The sequence below is a fragment of the Rhodovulum sp. HP10 genome, from assembly GCF_047553435.1.
Taxonomy (GTDB): domain Bacteria; phylum Pseudomonadota; class Alphaproteobacteria; order Rhodobacterales; family Rhodobacteraceae; genus Rhodovulum.
Genome location: NZ_CP180201.1, coordinates 1,237,443 through 1,257,691 on the forward strand (window position 1 = coordinate 1,237,443; position 20,249 = coordinate 1,257,691).

Below are 20,249 nucleotides of genomic sequence, written 5' to 3' on the forward strand. Positions count from 1 at the left end.
CGGCGCGGCATCGCGATCGTGCTGCTCTGCCGGCCCGCGTGGCGGTGGCGCTGCCGTGACGCATTCGCGCCGTCATGCGTCCGGCCAGTCGGCCCCCTCCGGCCCGTCCGGCGACTGGATCTCCGCTCAAGCCATGGGATCAACCAGCTAGAGAACCTCCTCGAGCCGGTCCCATTCGGCTTCAGAGCCCGGCAGCCCGAGACGCAGCCAGCCCGAAGAATAGGGAAAGATCCGCGACCAGATCCATGACCGGGCCAGCCGGGCCTGGGCCTCGGCCGCATCCTCCGTCTCGTAGAGCCGAAACAGCGCCGTTCCGCCCAGCGGCCGCCAGCCCGCCGCTTCGGCCAGCCCGTCGGCGCGGGCCGTCTCGGCACTCAGACGCGCCCGGCTTTGCGCTTGCCAGCCCGCATCGGCCAGGGCCAGCGCGCCCGCCTCGAGCGCCGGTCCCGAGACCGCCCAGGGTCCGGCCCGGCCCGCCAGCCGCCCGATCAGCGCCTCCGGCCCCAGCGCAAAGCCGAGCCGGAGCCCCGCAAGCCCGTAGAACTTGCCGAAAGAGCGCAGCACCAGCACATTCCCGGGGCAGGCGCCGGGCAGCAGCGACAGCTCGGGATGCGGATCGGCGAAGCTCTCGTCGACGACCAGAACCCCGACGGTGGCGGCAATGTCATGCAGCGTCCCGGGCGAGAATCGCCGCCCGTCGGGATTGTTGGGATTCACGATCACCGCCAGCGCCGCCCCCGCGAGCGCCTCGGCCCCGGCAACGGTCTCGACCGCACGGCCCACCGCCTCGAAAGCGCCGCCATATTCGTTATAGGTCGGCCCCAGCACCCGCACCGCGCCCCTGGGCGCCAGCACCGGCAGCAGCTGGATCGCCGCCTGCGCCCCCGCCAGCGGCAACAAGGGCCAGACCGTGCCATAGGCGCTCTGCGCCGCGGCACAGAGGCGCTCGATCGCGGCCCGGCCCGGCAACTCGCACAGCGCCGCAGCCGAGGCCGGCGGCGCGGGATAGGGCACCCGGTTGATCCCGGTCGAGAGGTCGATCCAGTCGCCGGGCGAGCCGCCGAAACGTGCCATCGCCCCGGAAAGATCGCCCCCATGATCGCGCCCGTTCACCATGCCTTACCCTCCGAAACTCCAGACCAGCGCCGCCAGCCCCAGCGCCAGCCCCGCCATCGCCCTGACATAGAGCCAGAGCCCCCGCCACAGATCGCCCGGCCCCGGGTCGGGCGCATCCGCGTTCAGCCAGGGCTCGTCGCTGACCCGATCGCCATAGACCCGCGGCCCCGACAGCCGCAGGCCGAGCCCGCCCGCCATCGCAGCCTCGGGCCAGCCGGCATTGGGCGAACGATGCGCGCCCGCATCCCGCATCATCGTCTTCGCCGCCCGGACCGGATGCCCGGCCGCGAGGCAGAAAAGCCCACCTGTCAGCCGCGCGGGCAGAAGATTGACCAGATCGTCAAGCCGCGCCGCCACCCGGCCGAAATCCTCGTAGCGCGCGTTGCGATGCCCGATCATGCTGTCGAGCGTGTTCACCGCCTTGTAGCCCGCGATCCCCGGCAGCCCCAGCAGAACGCCCCAGAAGACCGGCGCCACGACCCCGTCCGAGGCATTCTCGGCCAAGCTTTCAAGCGCCGCCCGCGCCAGCCCGGCCCGGTCGAGCTGCGCCGGATCGCGCCCGACGATCATCGAGACCGCCGCGCGCGCGCGCGCGATATCGCCCGCCGCCAGCGGCCTTGCGACCCGGGCCACATGGTCGAAAAGGCTGCGCGAGGCCACCAGCGGCGCGGCCAGGATGCCGGTCAGCACGGCACCCGCCCAGCCGCCCGGCAGGATAAAGGCCAGCGCGCAGGCCGGCAGCACCGCCGCCAGCAGCGTGAGCACGACCGCAAGCGCGCCCCTCCGCCTGCGGGTCGCGGGCGCGTCGCCGGGCCGGTTCAGCCGCACCTCGAGCGCAGCGATCAGCGCCCCGATCCAGGTCACCGGATGGCCGATCCGGGCATGAAGCCGGTCGGGCCAGCCCATCACCGCCTCAATGGCCAGCGCCACCAGCATGGCCGCCGCGCTCATCGCCCGCCTCCGCCGGTCCGGAACCGAAGCACCTGCCCGAGCCCGGCCGCGCGCAGCGCCGCCTCGGATCCGGACGGGGCCGTGCCCGGCGCGAACAGAAGCCCCTGCGCGGTGCCGGTATGGGCCGCGACCACTCCCAGCGCGCCGAGGCGCCGGCCCAGATCCAGCAGCGGCGCCGGGTCGGGACCACCGCGCAGGGCATGGCAGCGACGCGCACTTTCAGAGGCCAGCCGCGCCCGCCCGGCCGGATCGGGCGTGACCCGCCAGGCCTCGACCAGATCGGTGATGTCGGCAAAGGCGGTATCGGCCGGATCGGTCCGCCGGCCCCCGCCGCAAAACCCGCCCACCACCTCGAAAGCGGGTTCCGGCGGCAGCCGGCCCAGCACCCGTGCCGCGCGCGGCGCCCAGAGCAGGCGCCCGGGCGCGGGATACATCAGCGGATCGGTCGCGCCTTCCAGCGCGAGGCACAGCGCGGCTTCCTCTCCGGCCGAAAGCGCATGCGGGGCGAGGCAGCGGATCGTTGCCAGCAACGCTGCGGTCGAGGCCCCGGCCCCGCCGCCGGGCGGCATGCCCGCGCGAAGGCGAAGCCTGCCGGGCCGGGTCCCGAGACGGGCTGCAAGTGTCATGAGCTGCGCCCGGCTCAGGACGGGGCGCCCCCCCTGCCAGAGCCCCGGCATGCGCCCGGGCAGCCGGACCGCGCGCAGCTCCAGCGCCGGACAGGGCACCGTCACCAAGGCCAGCGGCCCCCCGGCCCCCAGCCGCCCCTGCAGGAATTCGCCGAAATGTCCGGCAACACGGGCGCTGCGGCGAATGGTGGCGGCGGGACGCCGGACAGAGGCAGAGGACAGGCAAACGGGCATCGAAACATCCGCGAGGCAGGACCGACCCTCGCAATGGCATTCCCTGAGAGGGGATGCAACGGCGGGACGTCACCGTCACCCCTGTCGCGGCCGAGAAACCGGCCCGGAAGACCGGAGCACCGCCCGGACCTGCCAGCGACCTGCCCGTCGGATCAATCGGCCTTCGCGATTGCCCCCGAATGTCCCAGCGCGCGCAGTCCTCGGCGCGGTCTGTCCGAGCAGGCTCCGGGCCCCGGCGCACCCACCCTGTGACCTCACCGACCGGGGCGCCGAGTTCCGAGCGCGGATGGGTTTTTGTCGTCATCGGTCAGAGGCATTTCGGTTGAGACACCGACAGATCGGATCGACCGCCTGTCGCCCCCTTGCGCCATCGGCATGACGGCCCGGTTCGACGACACCCCCTTTGCGAAGCGATCAAGTCAGGTGGCCCGGGAGAAGAGGCGAAAGACAGGCGACACTATATCAAGACGCGGTCGGAAACCCCGGATTTTTCGCCCTGAGGTTGCATCCGGGCATGGCGACTATAACCAGGACGGGATCAGGCAGCCCTCACCTTCGCTGCGCATTGAACAGACAGGAACGGAGGGAATCGACCTCAAGCGCTCTGACCGAAAGACGCTTTCTGACATCGAAAATGCGAAGAGCCGCTCCGGATATGACCCTGTCCGGGCGCCGCGCGACGTCGGAACGATACCCCGCAAGGCGGTGTAAACGCCGGAAACCGGCGCGCTAGAAACGATGCGTTGGAAATGGTAGCGGAGGAGGGATTTGAACCCCCGACACAAGGATTATGATTCCTCTGCTCTAACCAACTGAGCTACTCCGCCAAGAGTGCGCGCTGAGTAAGGGAGGCGGCCGGGGGCGTCAAGAGAAAATTCGAAGGAAATCCGGGCCGCGAGCCGCGTCATTCCGGCCGGGCGGATTCTTCGCGGTGCGGCTGTTGCTGCGGCCCGGTTAGGACACCGCCGGGCGCCGGGAAGAGCCTGCAATGACAAGCATGCCGCTCCGGGGCGGGCCGGAGGCTGTCAGCGCCTCCGGACGGCAGAGGCCCACCCGGGCAGGTCCGCGACGCCCCTCGCCCGAAGAAGGGCGTGACGCCGGAAATCGTCATGGTCGGGCAGGACAGCGAGAGCGACGGGTCCGCACCGGCAGTATGCCCATGGACCGGGTCGGCACCGCTCCGGGCAGGCCCCGGCCTGAATGCCCTGGGCCCGACATGGATAGGCCACGGGCCGCCCGGAGGCGCGCTTTGGGCCCGGTCACCGCAAACGACACGCGCCGCGTGCCTTCGGGCCCGCGCCAGCACCCTCCCGGTGCGCCAGCGTCGCCCCCGCCCGCAAGGCAGCGCCGGTCGACCGTTTCACGCCTGTGCCGTCCCGGTCGGTGACGCGCGGTCGCGCAGGGGCGCGCCGCCCGGCAAAGGCCGGCAAAGGATCGGACGCCGCCGCGAAAACCGCGATTTCGGAGGCTCCGGCCGCGTCTTCGGGTTGAGGCGGCCGTCACCGGTCCCCACGGCGCGCGCCCGGGAAAGCCGCCGCGGCGATGCGATTGGCGACGGGCATGGGTCTTGTTCCGGGTCAAGGCGGGCGTCCCCCTCAGGGCCGGGGCCTTCCGCGGCGACAAGACAGACCCGGCCCGCAACGGCAGAGGACGGACGATGACGCGTCGGGGCAGCGGCCCGAAACGCATGGTCCTGCATCGCGCCCCGGCCAACCGGCGAAAGGTCGCGGGCTTCCGTCAGGTCACGGATCCCGGCGCTTCGGCATCTCGCCCATGACGTGTAGGCTGGACGAACATATGCCGAAGAGGGAGGAGACCGAGATGCCGAACTGGCCGATTGCCCTGCTGCTCTGCGCTTTCGCCGGGGCAGCCATTGCACAAGAGGCGGCCGATGCCGTCGCGCCCGAAGCCGCTTCCACGACCGCGGCCGAGGCCTTTGCCGGGATCTCGCCCGAGGCCCGCGCCGCCTGGGACAGCCGCGAGGCGGGCCGCCCGACCGAAGCCCGGGACTGGATGGTCGCCGCCGCCAATCCGCTGGCGGTCGAAGCGGGCGCAGCGATCCTTGCCCGGGGTGGCAGTGCCGCCGATGCCATGGTCGCGGTGCAGACCGTGCTGGGTCTGGTCGAGCCGCAATCCTCGGGGCTTGGCGGCGGCGCCTTCTTGCTGTGGTACGATGCCGAAACCGGCGAGCTGACCACGCTTGACGGGCGCGAGACCGCGCCCCTGGCCGCGACGCCGCAATTGTTCCAGACCCCCGAGGGCGAACCGCTGGCCTTCTATGACGCGGTCGTGGGCGGGCGCTCGGTCGGAACGCCGGGCACGCCGATGCTTCTGGAAGAGGCGCATCGGCGCTGGGGCCGGATCGCCTGGCCCGATCTCTTCGAAGATGCCACCCGGCTGGCCGAAAAGGGCTTTCAGGTCTCGCCCCGGCTGGCAGAGCTGGTCGCCGGCGATGAGGCGCGTCTGCGCCGCCACCCCGCGACCGAGGCCTATTTCTTCCCCGGCGGCGCACCCGTCGCCGCGGGCACGACGCTCGTCAACCCGGCCTATGCCGACACGCTGCGCCAGATCGCGCGGGACGGCAGCCGCGCCTTCTATACCGGCGCCATCGCCGAGGATATCGTCGCGGCAGTGCGCGGCGCCCAGGACAATCCGGGGCTGCTGTCGAGCATCGATCTGGCGCTCTACCGGGTGAAGGAACGCGCCCCGGTCTGCGCCCCCTATCGCGGGCACGAGATCTGCGGGATGGGGCCGCCCTCTTCGGGCGGGTTGACCCTGGGCCAGATCATGGGCCTGCTCGAACCCTACGATCTGGCGGCGCTCGGTCCCGAGGCGCCCGAAAGCTGGCGGCTGATCGGCGACGCCTCGCGGCTCGCCTTTGCCGACCGGGGCCGCTACATGGCCGATGCGGATTTCGTACCGGTGCCCGCGAAAGGGCTGCTCGACCCCGCCTATCTGGCCGAACGCGCCAAACTTCTGGAAGGCGACGACGCGCTGCCCGAGACCGCCCCCGGCAGGCCCGAATGGGATCATGCCGGGCTTTGGGCCGATGACCGCTCGATCGAGTTCCCCTCGACCTCGCATATCTCGATCGTCGATGCCGAGGGCAATGCGCTGTCGATGACCACGACCATCGAGAACGGATTCGGCTCGCGGCTCTTCGTGCGCGGCTTTCTGCTGAACAACGAACTGACCGATTTCTCGTTCCAGACCCATGAGGACGGCCGGCCCATCGCCAACCGGGTCGAACCCGGCAAGCGGCCGCGCTCGTCGATGGCGCCGACCATCGTGCTGACCGAGGGCAAGCCCTCGCTGGTGATCGGCAGCCCGGGCGGCAGCCGGATCATCGGCTATGTCGCGCAGGCCATCCTGGCGCATCTGGACTGGGGGATGGATGTGCAGCAGGCGGTGGCGATGCCGCATCTCGTGAACCGCTTCGGCGCCTACGATCTGGAAGCGGGCACATCGGCCGAGGGTCTGGCCGAGCCGCTGACAGCCCTCGGCTTCGAGGTCGGGGCGCGCGAGCTTAATTCGGGGCTGCATGCGATCTCGATCGAGGACGGGCTGCAGGGCGGCGCCGATCCGCGCCGCGAGGGCATCGCGCTCGGCCGCTGAGACAGGCACCGGGATTGTGCGGGCAGCCTTTGCCGGGCCGCCCGAGGAAAGCCGCAAGGGGCCAGGCCGCAAAGTGCCCCCCTTCGGGAAGCGTCGCGCGCTGCATCGCTTCGGAGAGAGGTTGCAAAGGCGCGCCAAAGCCTGGGCATGGCCGAGCCCCCACAAGATGCCCGCCTGTCAGACAGGGTCCGCGGCATCAGCTGAGGCGCCTGCGACCGGGTTCCGCTGCGATTATTCGCGAACGGCGCCCCGCCCCGGGCGGCAGCCACATCGCGCAGAGCGAAATGCGAAAGCCTCTTTTCCTGCCCGGCCGTGCCGCTTATACTCTGTGCCATGGAACGCCACGGACATATCACATACTTTGCCGCGCAGCCTGCGCGCGCGCTGTCCCTCGGCCTTCTTCTTCTCCTTAGCCGCCTCTGAGCGTGCCGAGAAGGCGCGACCGCTCAGAGGGTATTTTTCGCGCCGCATTCCCCAAGGCTAAAGAAGAGAGAGAATCTGTCATGAGCGAGAATTCGCACCAGGACCGCGTCCTGATATTCGACACCACCCTGCGCGACGGCGAGCAAAGCCCCGGCGCCACCATGACCCATGACGAGAAACTGGAAATCGCGGCGATGCTCGACGAGATGGGCGTCGACATCATCGAGGCCGGCTTCCCGATCGCCTCGGAAGGCGATTTCGAGGCGGTCAGCGACATCGCCAAACTGTCGAAGAACGCAGTGATCTGCGGGCTGGCCCGCGCCCAGTTCCCCGATATCGACCGCGCCTGGGACGCCGTCCGGCATGCCGCCCGGCCGCGCATCCACACGTTCATCGGCACCTCGCCGCTCCATCGCGACATCACCGCGCTGACGCAGGACGAGATGGTCGAGCGGATCGAGGCGACCGTGGCCCATGCCCGCAATCTCTGCGACGACGTGCAATGGTCGCCGATGGATGCGACCCGGACCGAGCATGACTACCTCTGCCGCGTGGTCGAGACCGCGATCAGGGCGGGCGCCACAACCATCAACATTCCCGACACGGTGGGTTATACCGCGCCCCGCGAAAGCGCCAAGCTGATCGAGATGCTGCTGGAACGCGTGCCTGGCGCCGACGAGATCGTCTTCGCGACGCATTGCCACAACGATCTGGGCATGGCGACCGCGAACGCGCTGGCGGCGGTCGAGGCCGGTGCGCGGCAGATCGAATGCACCATCAACGGCCTCGGAGAACGCGCTGGCAATACTGCGCTCGAAGAAGTGGTGATGGCGCTGAAGGTGCGCAACGACATCATGCCCTTCCGGACGGGCATCGACACCACCCGGATCATGGGGCTGAGCCGCAAGGTCGCCACCGTCTCGGGCTTTCCGGTGCAGTTCAACAAGGCCATCGTCGGCAAGAACGCCTTCGCGCATGAATCCGGCATCCACCAGGATGGCGTTTTGAAGAATGCCGAGACCTTCGAGATCATGCGCCCCGCTGATATCGGGCTCAATGCCACGAACCTGGTGATGGGCAAGCATTCGGGCCGCGCCGCGCTGCGCTCGAAGATGAAGGAGCTGGGCTTCGATCTGGGCGACAACCAGCTGAAGGACGTCTTCGTGCGGTTCAAGGCGCTCGCCGACCGCAAGAAGGAAGTCTATGACGACGACCTGCTGGCACTGATGCGCGACAGCGATCTCGATGCAGAGCATGACCGCATCCAGGTCAAGTTCCTGCGGGTGATCTGCGGCACCGAGGCGCCGCAATCGGCCGACCTGATCCTCGCCCTCGACGGGGTCGAGCACCGGGTGACGGCGCAGGGCGACGGGCCCGTCGACGCCACCTTCGCCGCGGTGAAGAAGCTGGTCGAGCATGACGCGCATCTGGAGCTGTACCAGGTCCATGCCGTCACCGGCGGCACCGATGCCCAGGCCACGGTCAGCGTGCGGCTGTCGGAAGACGGCAAGATCGCGACCGGCCAGGCCTCGGACACCGATACCGTGGTGGCCAGCGCCAAGGCCTATGTGAACGCCCTGAATCGGCTGATGGTCCGGCGCGAGAAGACCAGGCCCGAAGAGAACCTGGCCGCGATCTGATCTGCGGCCCGACTGTCCGGGCGGTTGGCCACTGGCCGCCGCCCGGACAGGACGATATCGTAAAAATGCAATTCGGAATCGATGATATCGCCAAGCTGCGGGTATCAAATGTTCGATTAGTGAAAGCGGCGGAAATACGCTTCCAGCCAGAAGAATGCGCCCTTTACCGCGCCGCCGCCGACCGCCTATAACGTGGGCCGGTCCCGATGTCTGAATCGCGGACCCTGACTTCAATTGCGGGACCCCACGACATGGCAGGATTTGGCGGATTGTTCTCGTCGGACATGGCGATCGACCTCGGCACGGCGAACACGCTCGTCTATGTCAAGGGACGCGGCATCATCCTCAACGAGCCCTCGGTGGTGGCCTTCCACGTCAAGGACGGGCGCAAGCAGGTGCTGGCCGTCGGCGAGGATGCCAAGCTGATGCTGGGCCGGACGCCCGGCTCGATCGAGGCGATCCGGCCGATGCGCGAAGGCGTGATCGCCGATTTCGACGTGGCCGAGGAGATGATCAAGTATTTCATCCGCAAGGTCCACAAGCGCACCACCTTCACCAAGCCCAAGATCATCGTCTGCGTGCCCCATGGCGCGACCCCGGTCGAGAAGCGCGCGATCCGCCAGTCGGTGCTGTCGGCGGGCGCCCGCCGCGCCGGGCTGATCGCCGAACCCATCGCCGCGGCCATCGGTGCCGGCATGCCGATCACCGACCCGACCGGGTCGATGGTGGTCGATATCGGCGGCGGCACGACCGAGGTCGCGGTCCTGTCCCTGGGCGACATCGTCTATGCGCGCTCGGTGCGCGTCGGCGGCGACCGGATGGATGACGGCATCATCAACTACCTGCGCCGCCAGCAGAACATCCTGATCGGCGAGGCCACGGCCGAACGCATCAAGACCTCGATCGGCTCGGCGCGGATGCCCGATGACGGGCGCGGCGCGGTCATGCATATCCGCGGCCGCGACCTCCTGAACGGGGTGCCGAAGGAAATCGAGATCAACCAGGCCCAGATCGCCGAGGCGCTGGCCGAACCCGTGCAGCAGATCTGCGAGGCGGTGATGACCGCGCTCGAGGCCACGCCGCCCGATCTGGCTGCCGATATCGTCGACCGCGGCGTGATGCTGACGGGCGGCGGCGCGCTTCTGGGCGAGCTCGACCTCGCGCTGCGCGAACAGACGGGGCTTGGCATTTCGGTCGCCGACGAGTCACTCAATTGTGTGGCGCTCGGCACCGGCAAGGCACTGGAATACGAAAAACAGCTTCGGCATGTGATAGATTACGAAAGCTGAGCCCGGCCTGACCCGGGCAGGCCCCGCGCGCCGCAAGCGAGGCAGACTTGGCCGCAGATCGCAACGCCCAGATCGACTATGCCCGACCGATCCGCCGCATCCTGATCGGCGGGACGGTCTTCGTGCTGGTCGCATTGTTCGTGCTCTGGCGCATTGACAGCCCCAGGGTCGAACGGATGCGCGCCGCGCTGATCGACCGGGTCGTGCCCGGCTTCGAATGGGCGATGGCGCCGATCACAAGGGGCGCCGAGCTGGTCGAGGGGTTCCAGTCCTATGCCCGCCTCGCCGAACAGAACCAGGAGCTGCGCCGGGAGCTGCGGCAGATGAAGGCCTGGAAAGAGGCAGCCCTGCAGCTCGAGCAGGAAAACGCCAAGCTTCTGGATCTGAACAATGTGCGGCTCGACCCCAGCCTGACCTATGTGACGGGCGTTGTGATGGCCGATAGCGGCTCGCCGTTCCGGCAATCGGTCCTGCTGAACGTGGGCGCCCGCGACGGCATCATCGACGGCTGGGCCACCACCGACGGGCTTGGCCTGGTCGGCCGGGTCTCGGGCGTGGGCAAGACCACGGCGCGTGTGATCCTGCTGACCGATTCCAACAGCCGGCTGCCGGTGACGATCCAGCCCTCGGGTCAGCGCGCGGTGCTGTCGGGCGACAATTCCGCGGCCCCCGTGCTCGATTTTGTCGAGGACCCCGCCTTGGTGCGCCCTGGCGACCGGGTGGTCTCCTCGGGCGATGGCGGCGTGTTTCCGGCCGGTCTTCTGGTCGGCCATCTCGCGCTCGGCCGCGACCAGCGGCTCCGGGTGCGGCTTGCGGCCGAATATGACCGGCTCGAATTCCTGCGGGTGCTCAGAAGCCATGCCAATGAGAGGATCAGCGACCCGGGCGCGCTGGTGATCCCCGACCCCAGCCCCGGCCCCGCCACGGCGGCCGATCCCGGCGGAGATCCCGGCAATGGTTGACCCGACCACCCTCGACCGCTGGGTCTACCGGCTGGTCTTTCTCGGAATTGCGGTCATGACGGTGTTCGTGCTGATCCTGCCGCTCGAAGCCCGGCCTGGCCGCCTGCCCGCCCCCGACTGGATGCTGTGCCTGACGCTGGCCTGGCTGCAGCGCCGGCCCGATTACCTGCCCCCGTGGCTGATCGCGGGCGTCTTCCTGATGCTCGACATGCTGCTGATGCGGCCGCCCGGGCTGATGACGGCCCTGGTGCTGGTCGGCTCGGAATTCCTGCGCGGGCGCCAGCAGGTCTCGGTCGAAACCGCCTTCGGACCGGAATGGCTGGTGACCGCGGGCACGATCTTCGCGATCTTTCTGACCGAGGGGGTGGTGCTGGCCCTGTTCTCGGTGCCCGAGGCCGATTTCGGACGGCTGATGTTCTTGGCGCTGGCCACGGCGTTGGCCTATCCGCTGGTCGCCCTGGTATCACGCTATGCATTGGGGGTCCGCCGGGTGACGCCGGGCGATCTTGACCCGAGGGGGCTCGGAAGATGAAGCGATCGCAACGGGAAGCCGAGGAAAGCAGCCGCCGGATCGGCCGCCGCGCGCTGATCCTGGGCGGCGCGCAGGCGCTCTTTGCCGGGGTTCTGGCGCTCCGGATGCGGCAGCTTCAGGTGACCCAGGCGGCCGAATTCCGCATGCTGGCCGAAGAGAACCGGATCAACATCCGCCTGATCCCGCCCGCGCGCGGCATCCTCTATGACCGCCAGGGCCATGTGATCGCCGAGAACGAGCAGAATTACCGGATCGTCATCGTGCGCGAGGATGCGGGTGACCCGGAACAGGCGCTGGCGCGGCTGACCCGGCTGGTGCAGCTCGACGAGGAAACGGTCGAACGCGCGATGAAGGAGATCCTCCGCCACAGCCCCTTCGTGCCGGTGACCATCGCCGACCGGATGCGCTGGGAAGAGGTGGCAAGCGTCGCGGTGAACGCGCCCGTCCTGCCCGGCATCTCCCCCGAGGTCGGGCAGTCGCGGCATTATCCGATGGGGCCGGATTTCGCGCATATCGTGGGCTATGTGGGTCCGGTTTCGGACTATGACCTGTCGAAGCTCGAGGATCCCGACCCGCTGCTGCAGATCCCGCGCTTCCAGATCGGCAAGACCGGGGTCGAGGCCAGGGAAGAGGAGCTGTTGCGCGGCAAGGCCGGCACCCGCCGGATCGAGGTCAATGCCGCGGGCCGGGTGATCCGCGAGCTCGACCGGATCGACGGCCAGCCCGGATCGGACCTGCAACTGACCATCGATGCCGGGCTGCAGAACTTCATGCAGGCGCGGCTTGGCGAGGAAAGTGCGGCGGCCGTGGTCCTCGACCTGCAGCATGGCGACCTGCTGGGCATCGCCTCTTCGCCCAGCTTCGATCCCAACAAGTTCGTCCGGGGCATCTCGGTCGCCGATTACCGGGCGCTGACCGAAACCCCGTTCCGGCCGCTCTCGAACAAGGCAGTGCAGGGCGCCTACCCGCCGGGCTCGACCTTCAAGCTGGTGACTGCGCTGGCGGCGCTCGAGGCCGGGGTCATCACCCCCGAGGAAACCGTCTGGTGCCCGGGCTTCCTGAAACTCGGCGGCAGACGGTTCCATTGCTGGCGCCGGGGTGGACATGGTCATGTCAACCTCATGGAAAGCCTGCAGCAATCCTGCGACGTCTATTACTATGACATCGGCCAGCGCGTCGGGATCGACAATATCGCGGCGATGGCCCGCAAGCTGGGGCTTGGCGTGCATCACGATCTGCCGCTCTCGGCCGTGGGCGAAGGCCTGGCGCCGGACCGCGCCTGGAAACGCGCCCGCTACGGTCAGGACTGGCAGGTCGGCGACACGCTGAACGCCTCGATCGGCCAGGGCTACGTGCTGGCGACGCCGCTGCAGCTTGCGGTGATGTCCGCGCGGGTCGCCACCGGACGCGCGGTCACGCCGCGGCTGCTGCGCTCGGTCGACGGGGTCGAACAGCCCTCGGGCGCGGGGGCGCCGCTCGACATCAAGCCGGTCAACCTAGCCCGGATCCGCAACGGCATGGACGCGGTGGTCAATTCGCGCCGCGGCACCGGCCGGCGGTCGCGGGTGGTGGCCGAAGGCATGGCGATTGCGGGCAAGACCGGCACCAGCCAGGTACGCAACATCACTGCCGCCGAACGCGCCGCAGGGGTCTTTCGCAACGAGGACCTGCCCTGGGAGCGGCGCGACCATGCGCTGTTCGTGGCCTTCGCGCCGGTGGAGGCGCCCAGGGTTGCGGTCGCGGTCGTGGTCGAGCATGGTGGCGGCGGCTCGACCGCCGCCGCGCCCATCGCCCGCGACATCACGCTGCGCGCGCTTTATGGCAGGGTGCCGCCGGGCGATGCCTATCCCGAAAGCGACCGCTGGGAGGCCGAGCGACGGCTGCGCGATCTGCCGCTGCACGATCCCGGGTCGCGGTCCTCGGGCGGAAAGGGCCGGGCATGAGCTATCTCGAATATAACGTCAAACGCGTGCCGACCGGCCTGTCGAAGGTGCTTTACGTCAACTGGGCGCTGGTCCTGCTTCTGACAGCCGTGGCCGGGATCGGCTTCATGATGCTCTATTCGGTGGCGGGCGGCCGGCTCGAGCCCTGGGCCGACCCGCAGATGAAGCGCTTTGCGCTCGGGATGGCGGTGATGTTCGCCGTCGCCTTCGTGCCGATCTGGTTCTGGCGCAACATGGCGGCGCTGGCCTACGGGATCTCGGTCATGCTGTTGATCGCCGTCGATTTCTTCGGCTCCGTGGGGATGGGCGCGCAACGCTGGATCGATCTCGGCGTGGTCCGGCTGCAACCCTCGGAACTGTCGAAGATCACATTGGTGATGATGCTGGCGGCCTATTACGACTGGCTCGACATCCGCCATGTCTCGAAGCCGCAATTCGTCCTGCTGCCGGTTCTGCTGATCCTGCTGCCGACGGCGCTGGTACTCAAGCAGCCCGATCTCGGCACGGCATTGCTGCTGACCGCGGGGGGCGGCATCATCATGTTTCTCGCGGGCGTGCACTGGGCCTATTTCGCGGCGGTGATCGCCGCGGGCGCCGGGCTTGTCACGGCAGTCTTCGCCAGCCGCGGCACGCCCTGGCAATTGCTGAAGGATTACCAGTTCCGCCGCATCGACACCTTCCTCGATCCCTCGACCGACCCGCTGGGCGCGGGCTATCACATCACCCAGTCGAAGATCGCGCTCGGCTCGGGCGGCTGGGCGGGCCGGGGCTTCATGCAGGGGACCCAGTCGCGGCTGAACTTCCTGCCCGAGAAGCATACCGACTTCATCTTCACCACCCTCGCCGAGGAGTTCGGCTTCATCGGCGGGATGTCCCTGCTGGCGCTTTACGTGCTGATCATCGTCTTCTGCATCTCGTCCGCGATGCAGAACAGGGACCGCTTCTCGTCGCTGCTGACGCTGGGGATCGCGGCGACCTTCTTCCTGTTCTTCGCCGTCAACATGTCGATGGTGATGGGGCTCGCTCCGGTCGTGGGGGTGCCCTTGCCGCTGGTCTCCTATGGCGGCTCGGCGATGCTGGTGCTGCTGGCGGCCTTCGGGCTGGTGCAGAGCGCGCATATCCACCGGCCGCGGGGGCGCTGATGCTCAGGATCCTGTTCTCGGCACCGACCGCACTCTGGGATGAGTATCGCACTCCGCTGAGGCAGGCCCTCGCGGAAGCGGGCATTGCGGCCGAGATCACGACCGCGACCGAGGCGCCGGACGAAATCGACTATGTGGTCTTCGCGCCCCGGGGCGGACTGTCGGATTTCAGCCCCTTCACCCGGGCAAAGGCGGTGCTGAGCCTCTGGGCAGGTGTCGAGACCGTGACCGGAAACCCGACCCTGACCCAGCCGCTCTGCCGGATGGTCGATGCGGGCCTCGAGGAAGGCATGGTCGAATGGGTGACGGGGCAGGTTCTGCGCCATCATCTGGGGCTTGATCGCTACATCTGCGCGACCGGGCCGCATTGGGACCAGCGCGTGCCGCCCCTGGCGCGCGACCGGACGGTCGCGGTGCTGGGGCTGGGCGAGCTGGGCCGGGCCTCGGCCCGGGCGCTGGCCGCGCTCCGGTTCCGGGTGCTGGGCTGGAGCCGGACGCCCCGCGCACTGCCCGGGATCGAGTGCCGTCACGGTGCGGACGGGCTGCGCCCGGTGCTGGAGGCGGCCGAGATCCTCGTGCTGCTCTTGCCCCGGACGCCGGAAACCGAGGGGCTGCTCGATGCCGAGCGGCTGTCCTGGCTGCCCGAAGGCGCGGTTCTGCTCAATCCGGGCCGGGGGGCGCTGATCGACGAGGCGGCGGTGCTGGCAGCGCTCGATGCCGGCCGGCTTGGCCATGCCACGCTTGATGTGTTCCAGACCGAGCCGCTGCCGCCCGATCATCCCTTCTGGCAGCATACGCGGGTGACGGTCACGCCGCATGTCGCGTCGGAGACCCGCCCCACCTCGGCATCGCGGGTGATCGCCGAGAATGTGCGCCGCGCGGAAGCGGGCGAGGCGCTTCTGTTCCGGGTCGACCGCGCGCGCGGGTATTGAGGCCACGCGATCTGGCCCGGGCGCTCCCGCCCCCGGCCTTGGGCCGAGCCGCGCGCGAAGCGCGCGCGGCGCCTCCGGCGGGGGTATTTGAACCAAGAAGAACGGGCGGGCTAGAGCGGCCGACCCAAAGCCTGAATCGCCGGGGATTCCCATGAGCGCTGATCTGTGATTCATCCTGTTTGGGAGGATGGCTCATGTCAGCACCTTTGCCGAATGCGTTGCGGGCGCGGTTTCAGAGATTGATTGAAGAAGGGTTAAGCGGGCGCGCTGCGGCGTTGCGTTTGAAGCTTTCGCCCGCCACAGGGGCGCGGTGGGGCCTGGCGATCCGGCAAACTGGACAGGCCAGAATTGCGCCGCAGGGCCGTCCCCGCGGCAAGGGCAAGCTTGATCCGTATCGCACCTTTCTGATCGAACTGATCGATCAGGATGGTGACATGACCATGCCCGAACTGGCTGCTGCGCTGGCGGATGCCACCGGCGTTCAGGCTCACCCAGATACGATTGGCCGGTTCCTGCGCAAGCTTGGCGTCACGTACAAAGAAATACGCTGGTCGCGACCGAGCGACGCCACGCAAGGGTAAGAAATCAGCGCAACGATTGGATCGAGCACCGCCTGCCAGCCGTCTCGGCCCAACCTGATCGTGTTGTCTTCATTGATGAAACCTCCGTCAAGACAAACCTGACCCGGCAGCGTGGCCGGTCACAGCGGGGCGAGCGGCTGGTGATGGATGCGCCCTTCGGATCATGGGGGACGCAGATCTTCATCGCGGGCCTCAGCACCGACGCGCCGATTGCACCTTGGGTCATCAAGGGGGCGATGGATGGCGAAGCCCTTGCAGCCTGCGTCGAGCAGGTTCCGGTCCCGGAACTGGAACCAGGCACCGTTGTCATCCCGGACAACCTTGCCACGCACAAGAACGTCGCCGCCGCCAAAGTCATGCGCGAAGCCGGATGCTGGTTCCTGCCGCCTTCCAGCCCCGAGCTGAACCCTATCGAGATGGCATTCTCCAAATTCAAGCACAGCTGCGCAGGATGGGCGCACGAAACGCCACTGAGATGTTTCAAGCACTTACAGAAATCTGAACACCTCCGATAACCTCTCCGAACGGTGATCTGGAATGCTGAGACGGGCATTTGGGACCCGTCAGGGCGGAGCTACCGTTTGACGTGGATTGTCTCCGCTGGACTTCCGGGTCAGGAGGTCGCTGCTCGGCCGAGCAGCCAGCGCAATCGGCCCATGTTGTAGACCATGTTCGCCAAGGTGATTGCTGCCTTTGCCCGCTCGAACCCGATCATTCGGATGAACAGTCCCATTCGGTCCTTCTGGTGGCCGAAGACGTGCTCCACCTTCGAGCGAACAACCGACTTTCGACCGTTGGCCCGCGACGTCCTCTTCGACATCGGTCGAGCGCGGGGTTTCTTGCGATCAATCTCGCTCGCCATGCCGTTGTCGGCAAGCCATGCTCAACTCCCAGATACGAGATCAGTGAATCACAAGAGCACGCGCGCATCCAAGGTTTCCGGAGGCGTCCATCTGTGACCTCTTCTCACCGCAAGAGTGCTGGAACGACTTCAAGGCTGCCGGATATGTAGCAGGTTAAAGGACGGGTGCTTTAGCGCAGCCGCGGCGGCGCGTCGGGATCGGTCAGCGGGATTTCGGTTGCGGGCTCTGGCGCGGGCAGCTCGATCCGGAGGCCCAGCCGGGCGAGACGCGTGGCCATCGGCGCGCTGACGGGGAAGAAAGCCAGATCCAGCGCACCGGTCTCGAGCCCGCTGAAGCGGACCGCCTCGGAGACCGCGCGCGCCAGCGCGGGTTCGGCCCCCTTGGCCGGATCGAGGAAGGCGAGCAGCAGAGAGCTGGCCCCGTCCGGATGCCGGAGCCCCGCGAGCCAGGCGCAGGCGGCCAGCCCGCCCATGCCCGCAAGGCAGTTATCGAGCGCGGCGAGGAGCGGGGCGGGCAGATCGCCCGGCGGTGTCAGCGCCTCGGGGGCGAGATCAAGCGTCTCGGGCGTCGCGGTCAGCATATCGGCCCACCAGGCAACGGCTTCGGGCGGCAGGAGTTCGGCCGTCTCGCCGCCAAGATCGATGCCGAGCCCCAGGCCCTCGGCGCTCAGCATCGCCGCCAGCTTCCGGCCCGGCATCGCGGCATAGGGTGAGGGCGCACCGGTGAAATCGGTCAGCCGACCCTCGTCGGCGAAGGCCAGAACGACGCGGCCCTCATCGAGATCGAAGACCGAGGGTGCGATCCGGTCGTCGCCGGCCTCGCACTCGAGCAGCAGCACCAGTTCGGTGGCGGCGAGACGGCCGTAATAGGCCAGCCGCAGCGCCGGATCGTCGGGCGCAGCAGTCATTGCGGCATGGGCGCGGTCGAGCGGGGAAAGGGGCTGCGGAGCCGCGGGGGACATTTCGGCGGTCATGCGAGAACCTCTGCGACGCGCTGGCGGAGGACGGGCAGGAGCTCGGCCTCGAACCAGGGATTGCGTTTGAGCCAGGCGCTATTGCGCCAGGACGGATGTGGCAAGGGGAAGACTTGCGGCGCATGGGCGCGCCAGTCCCGAACGGTGGCGGTCACGCCCGGCCGGGCCGCGGCGCCGAGATGCCAGCGCTGGGCATAGCCGCCGATCAGCAGGGTCAGCGGCACCGGGCCGAGTGCCGCGAGAACCGCCCGGTGCCAGGTTTCGGCGCAGAGCGCCGGCGGCGGCAGATCGGCCCCCGCGTCGTCATAGCCCGGAAAACAGAAGGCCATCGGCAGCACCGAGACCCGGGAGAGGTCGTAGAAGGTCTCGTCGCCGATCTCCATCCAGCCCCGGAGCCGGTCGCCCGACGGATCGCAGAACGGCCGCCCGGCCTTGTGCACGCGCAATCCCGGCGCCTGACCGCAGACAAGGATGCGCGGCGCCGGGCCGAACCAGGGAACCGGGCGCGGCGCGTGGCCCGTTGCCGTTGCGGCGAAGCGCCCGGCACAGAGCCGACAGGCCGCGATGCGGCTGCGCAGAAGGTCGGGGGCGGTGGTCATGGCACCGACCTAGGGCAAAACCGGCGGCCCGGCAATTCGCGGTCTCGGGCAATTCGCTGCCTCAGGCGAGGGCCTGCGGATCGGGCATCCCGCCTCCCGCGGGCGAGCACAGACCGGGTCGGCGTATTTCGGGGCGGCCAAATGACCGCCGGCCCGGTTGCCCCTGTCTCCGGCTTCGATTATGCCACCTTCAACGGAGCGAGAGAGGGGAACGGCGGGGGAATGTACCGAGTCTGGAATTTCGTGACTGCCTATTCGCTGTTGCTGATCGGGGGTGCCGTCACGGCGCTGTTCTGGGTCAACCTTCATCCGAATTCCTACCATGATTTTGTCGAATACGTCCTGATCGACGACTTCTTCATCGGTCATGCGCATGAGGTCGACGGCCATGTCAGCCGGACGCTGACCGTGCATTACCTCGTCAATGACCTGCTGATGGCCTTCTTCTTCGCCATCGCGGCCAAGGAGGTCTGGGAAGCGATCATCCTGCGCAACGGCTCGCTTCGCGGGCGCAAGGCGGCGACGCCGCTTTTCGCCACGCTGGGCGGCATGCTCGGCCCGATCGCCGTCTATCTCGGGCTTGCGGCGATCCTCGGTTCCTCGACATTCGACGCGGTCCATCGCGGCTGGGCGATCCCGACCGCGACCGATATCGCCTTTTCCTATCTGGTCGGGCGGATCGTCTTCGGCGCCGGGCATCCGGCTGTACGTTTCCTGCTGCTTCTGGCCATTGCAGACGATGCGGCCGGGCTGATCATCCTGGCGATATTCTACCCTTCGGGCGATCTGCAGCCCCTGTGGCTGCTGCTGTCGGGCGGGGCGGCGCTTGCGGTCTTCGTGCTGTTCAACTGGCTGCCGCGTCGGATGGATCGCGGCCGTCAGATGCGGCCCTGTTCAAGCTGGATCCGCCGCTATCTGGGCTTCTGGCCCTATGCTCTGGCGGGCGCCGCAAGCTGGTTCGGCTTTCAGGAGGCGGGTCTGCACCCGGCGCTGGGGCTGTTGCCGGTGGTGCCCGCGATCCCGCATGCCGACCGCGCCTTCGGCATCTTCTCGGAGGCCGAGCAGTATCTCACCGACCTGCTGAACCATATCGAGCACAATCTGAAGGTGCCGGTCGAGATCGTCCTGTTCTTTTTCGGGCTCTGCAATGCCGGGGTCGAGTTCTCGTCGATCGGCGTGCCGACCTGGCTGGTGCTGGCCGGGCTGCTGATCGGCAAGCCGGTAGGCGTGTTGCTGTTCGGCTGGCTGGCGGCGCGGCCGTTCAGGCTTGGCCTGCCGCAGGGCATGCGCACCGCCGATCTGCTGGTCGTGGGCTGCGTCGCGGCCATCGGCTTCACCGTGTCGCTCTTCATCGCCTCGGTCGCGTTCAGTTCGGGCGTCACCCTCGACGGGATCGACGTGCAGGAAGCCGCCAAGATGGGCGCGCTGTTCAGCTTTGTCGCGGCCCTGATCGCCATCGGCGCGGGCAAGCTGATGCGGGTTCGCAAGCAGAGCTGAACCTGCCTGCGGCCGATGGATCGGACAGCAGGACACCGCCCGGATGCATGGCCCCAGAGCCGGTCATGCGGCATTGGCTGACGTTATCGGCAGGACAGCGCGGCGGCGCCCCTGTCGCGCCCCTAAGCCGGCCCGACAGGGGCGGGCCTTTCGGCAGCACCGGAACGCGCAGAGATCTCACCCTCCCGCGCGGACTGCGGGACAGGCAGGCGAGGACGGGAAGAGCAGCCGAAGGCTGCGCATGACCTCCGGGCCCGGGGGCTCCATCCCCGCGAAAGAGACGATGACAGGCGGCAGCCCCCCTGCCCCGCCACGGATCGACAGTCCGAAG

Annotated in this window: 16 protein-coding genes and 1 tRNA gene; 11 read left to right on the plus strand and 6 right to left on the minus strand. The window is 68.5% G+C overall.

Features of this window, described 5'->3' with window-relative positions; all coding sequences use genetic code 11:
- Positions 1-147: 147 nt before the first annotated feature.
- The 4 genes from cobD to ACK8CO_RS05775 form a co-directional block, all read right to left on the minus strand.
- Complete coding sequence (gene cobD / locus ACK8CO_RS05760; RefSeq protein ID WP_414898480.1) at positions 148-1,116, minus strand: threonine-phosphate decarboxylase CobD; 969 nt, start codon at positions 1,114-1,116, stop codon at positions 148-150.
- 3 nt (positions 1,117-1,119) lie between these two features.
- Positions 1,120-2,067: an adenosylcobinamide-phosphate synthase CbiB gene (cbiB, locus tag ACK8CO_RS05765; RefSeq protein WP_414898481.1), complete on the minus strand. Its 948-nt coding sequence runs from the start codon at positions 2,065-2,067 to the stop codon at positions 1,120-1,122.
- Complete coding sequence (locus ACK8CO_RS05770; RefSeq protein ID WP_414898482.1) at positions 2,064-2,927, minus strand: propanediol utilization protein; 864 nt, start codon at positions 2,925-2,927, stop codon at positions 2,064-2,066. Before ACK8CO_RS05770 ends, cbiB begins: the two co-directional genes overlap by 4 nt.
- Positions 2,928-3,677: 750 nt before the next feature.
- Positions 3,678-3,754 (minus strand) — tRNA-Met (locus tag ACK8CO_RS05775).
- 994 nt (positions 3,755-4,748) lie between these two features.
- Between ACK8CO_RS05775 and ggt the strand changes: the two genes are divergently transcribed.
- The 10 genes from ggt (at position 4,749) to ACK8CO_RS05825 (ending at position 16,501) form a co-directional block, all read left to right on the plus strand.
- Entirely contained in the window at positions 4,749-6,542 is a 1,794-nt protein-coding gene (gene ggt, locus ACK8CO_RS05780) for a gamma-glutamyltransferase (RefSeq protein ID WP_414898991.1), read from the plus strand.
- Between the two features lie 503 nt (positions 6,543-7,045).
- Positions 7,046-8,605 (plus strand): 2-isopropylmalate synthase, encoded by a 1,560-nt coding sequence (locus ACK8CO_RS05785; protein WP_080615365.1) that lies wholly within the window; start codon positions 7,046-7,048, stop codon positions 8,603-8,605.
- Between the two features lie 251 nt (positions 8,606-8,856).
- The gene (locus ACK8CO_RS05790) at positions 8,857-9,894 is read left to right on the plus strand and encodes a rod shape-determining protein (RefSeq protein WP_075786827.1); all 1,038 of its coding nucleotides are present in this window, start codon (positions 8,857-8,859) and stop codon (positions 9,892-9,894) included.
- A 47-nt stretch (positions 9,895-9,941) separates the two neighbouring features.
- Positions 9,942-10,856 (plus strand): rod shape-determining protein MreC, encoded by a 915-nt coding sequence (gene mreC / locus ACK8CO_RS05795; RefSeq protein ID WP_414898483.1) that lies wholly within the window; start codon positions 9,942-9,944, stop codon positions 10,854-10,856.
- Entirely contained in the window at positions 10,849-11,388 is a 540-nt protein-coding gene (locus ACK8CO_RS05800) for a hypothetical protein (protein ID WP_080615361.1), read from the plus strand. Before mreC ends, ACK8CO_RS05800 begins: the two co-directional genes overlap by 8 nt.
- A complete protein-coding gene (gene mrdA / locus ACK8CO_RS05805; protein ID WP_080615359.1) occupies positions 11,385-13,331 on the plus strand; it encodes a penicillin-binding protein 2 in 1,947 nt (648 codons plus the stop codon). The genes ACK8CO_RS05800 and mrdA overlap by 4 nt, the downstream gene beginning before the upstream one ends.
- The gene (rodA, locus tag ACK8CO_RS05810) at positions 13,328-14,473 is read left to right on the plus strand and encodes a rod shape-determining protein RodA (RefSeq protein WP_414898484.1); all 1,146 of its coding nucleotides are present in this window, start codon (positions 13,328-13,330) and stop codon (positions 14,471-14,473) included. The genes mrdA and rodA overlap by 4 nt, the downstream gene beginning before the upstream one ends.
- Entirely contained in the window at positions 14,473-15,405 is a 933-nt protein-coding gene (locus tag ACK8CO_RS05815; protein WP_414898485.1) for a 2-hydroxyacid dehydrogenase, read from the plus strand. The genes rodA and ACK8CO_RS05815 overlap by 1 nt, the downstream gene beginning before the upstream one ends.
- Before the next feature lie 194 nt (positions 15,406-15,599).
- The gene (locus tag ACK8CO_RS05820) at positions 15,600-15,986 is read left to right on the plus strand and encodes a helix-turn-helix domain-containing protein (RefSeq protein ID WP_414898486.1); all 387 of its coding nucleotides are present in this window, start codon (positions 15,600-15,602) and stop codon (positions 15,984-15,986) included.
- Positions 15,987-16,006: 20 nt separating this feature from the next.
- Positions 16,007-16,501, plus strand: coding sequence for a transposase (locus ACK8CO_RS05825; protein WP_414898992.1), 495 nt, complete (start codon positions 16,007-16,009; stop codon positions 16,499-16,501).
- Positions 16,502-17,018: 517 nt separating this feature from the next.
- On the opposite strand, the gene ACK8CO_RS05830 is transcribed toward ACK8CO_RS05825, so the two are convergent.
- Positions 17,019-17,822, minus strand: a complete 804-nt coding sequence (locus ACK8CO_RS05830) for an SseB family protein (RefSeq protein ID WP_414898487.1) — start codon at positions 17,820-17,822, stop codon at positions 17,019-17,021.
- The gene (locus ACK8CO_RS05835; protein WP_080615350.1) at positions 17,819-18,421 is read right to left on the minus strand and encodes a uracil-DNA glycosylase family protein; all 603 of its coding nucleotides are present in this window, start codon (positions 18,419-18,421) and stop codon (positions 17,819-17,821) included. Before ACK8CO_RS05835 ends, ACK8CO_RS05830 begins: the two co-directional genes overlap by 4 nt.
- A 222-nt stretch (positions 18,422-18,643) precedes the next feature.
- Between ACK8CO_RS05835 and ACK8CO_RS05840 the strand changes: the two genes are divergently transcribed.
- Positions 18,644-19,918: a Na+/H+ antiporter NhaA gene (locus tag ACK8CO_RS05840; protein WP_414898488.1), complete on the plus strand. Its 1,275-nt coding sequence runs from the start codon at positions 18,644-18,646 to the stop codon at positions 19,916-19,918.
- The last annotated feature ends 331 nt before the right edge of the window (positions 19,919-20,249 follow it).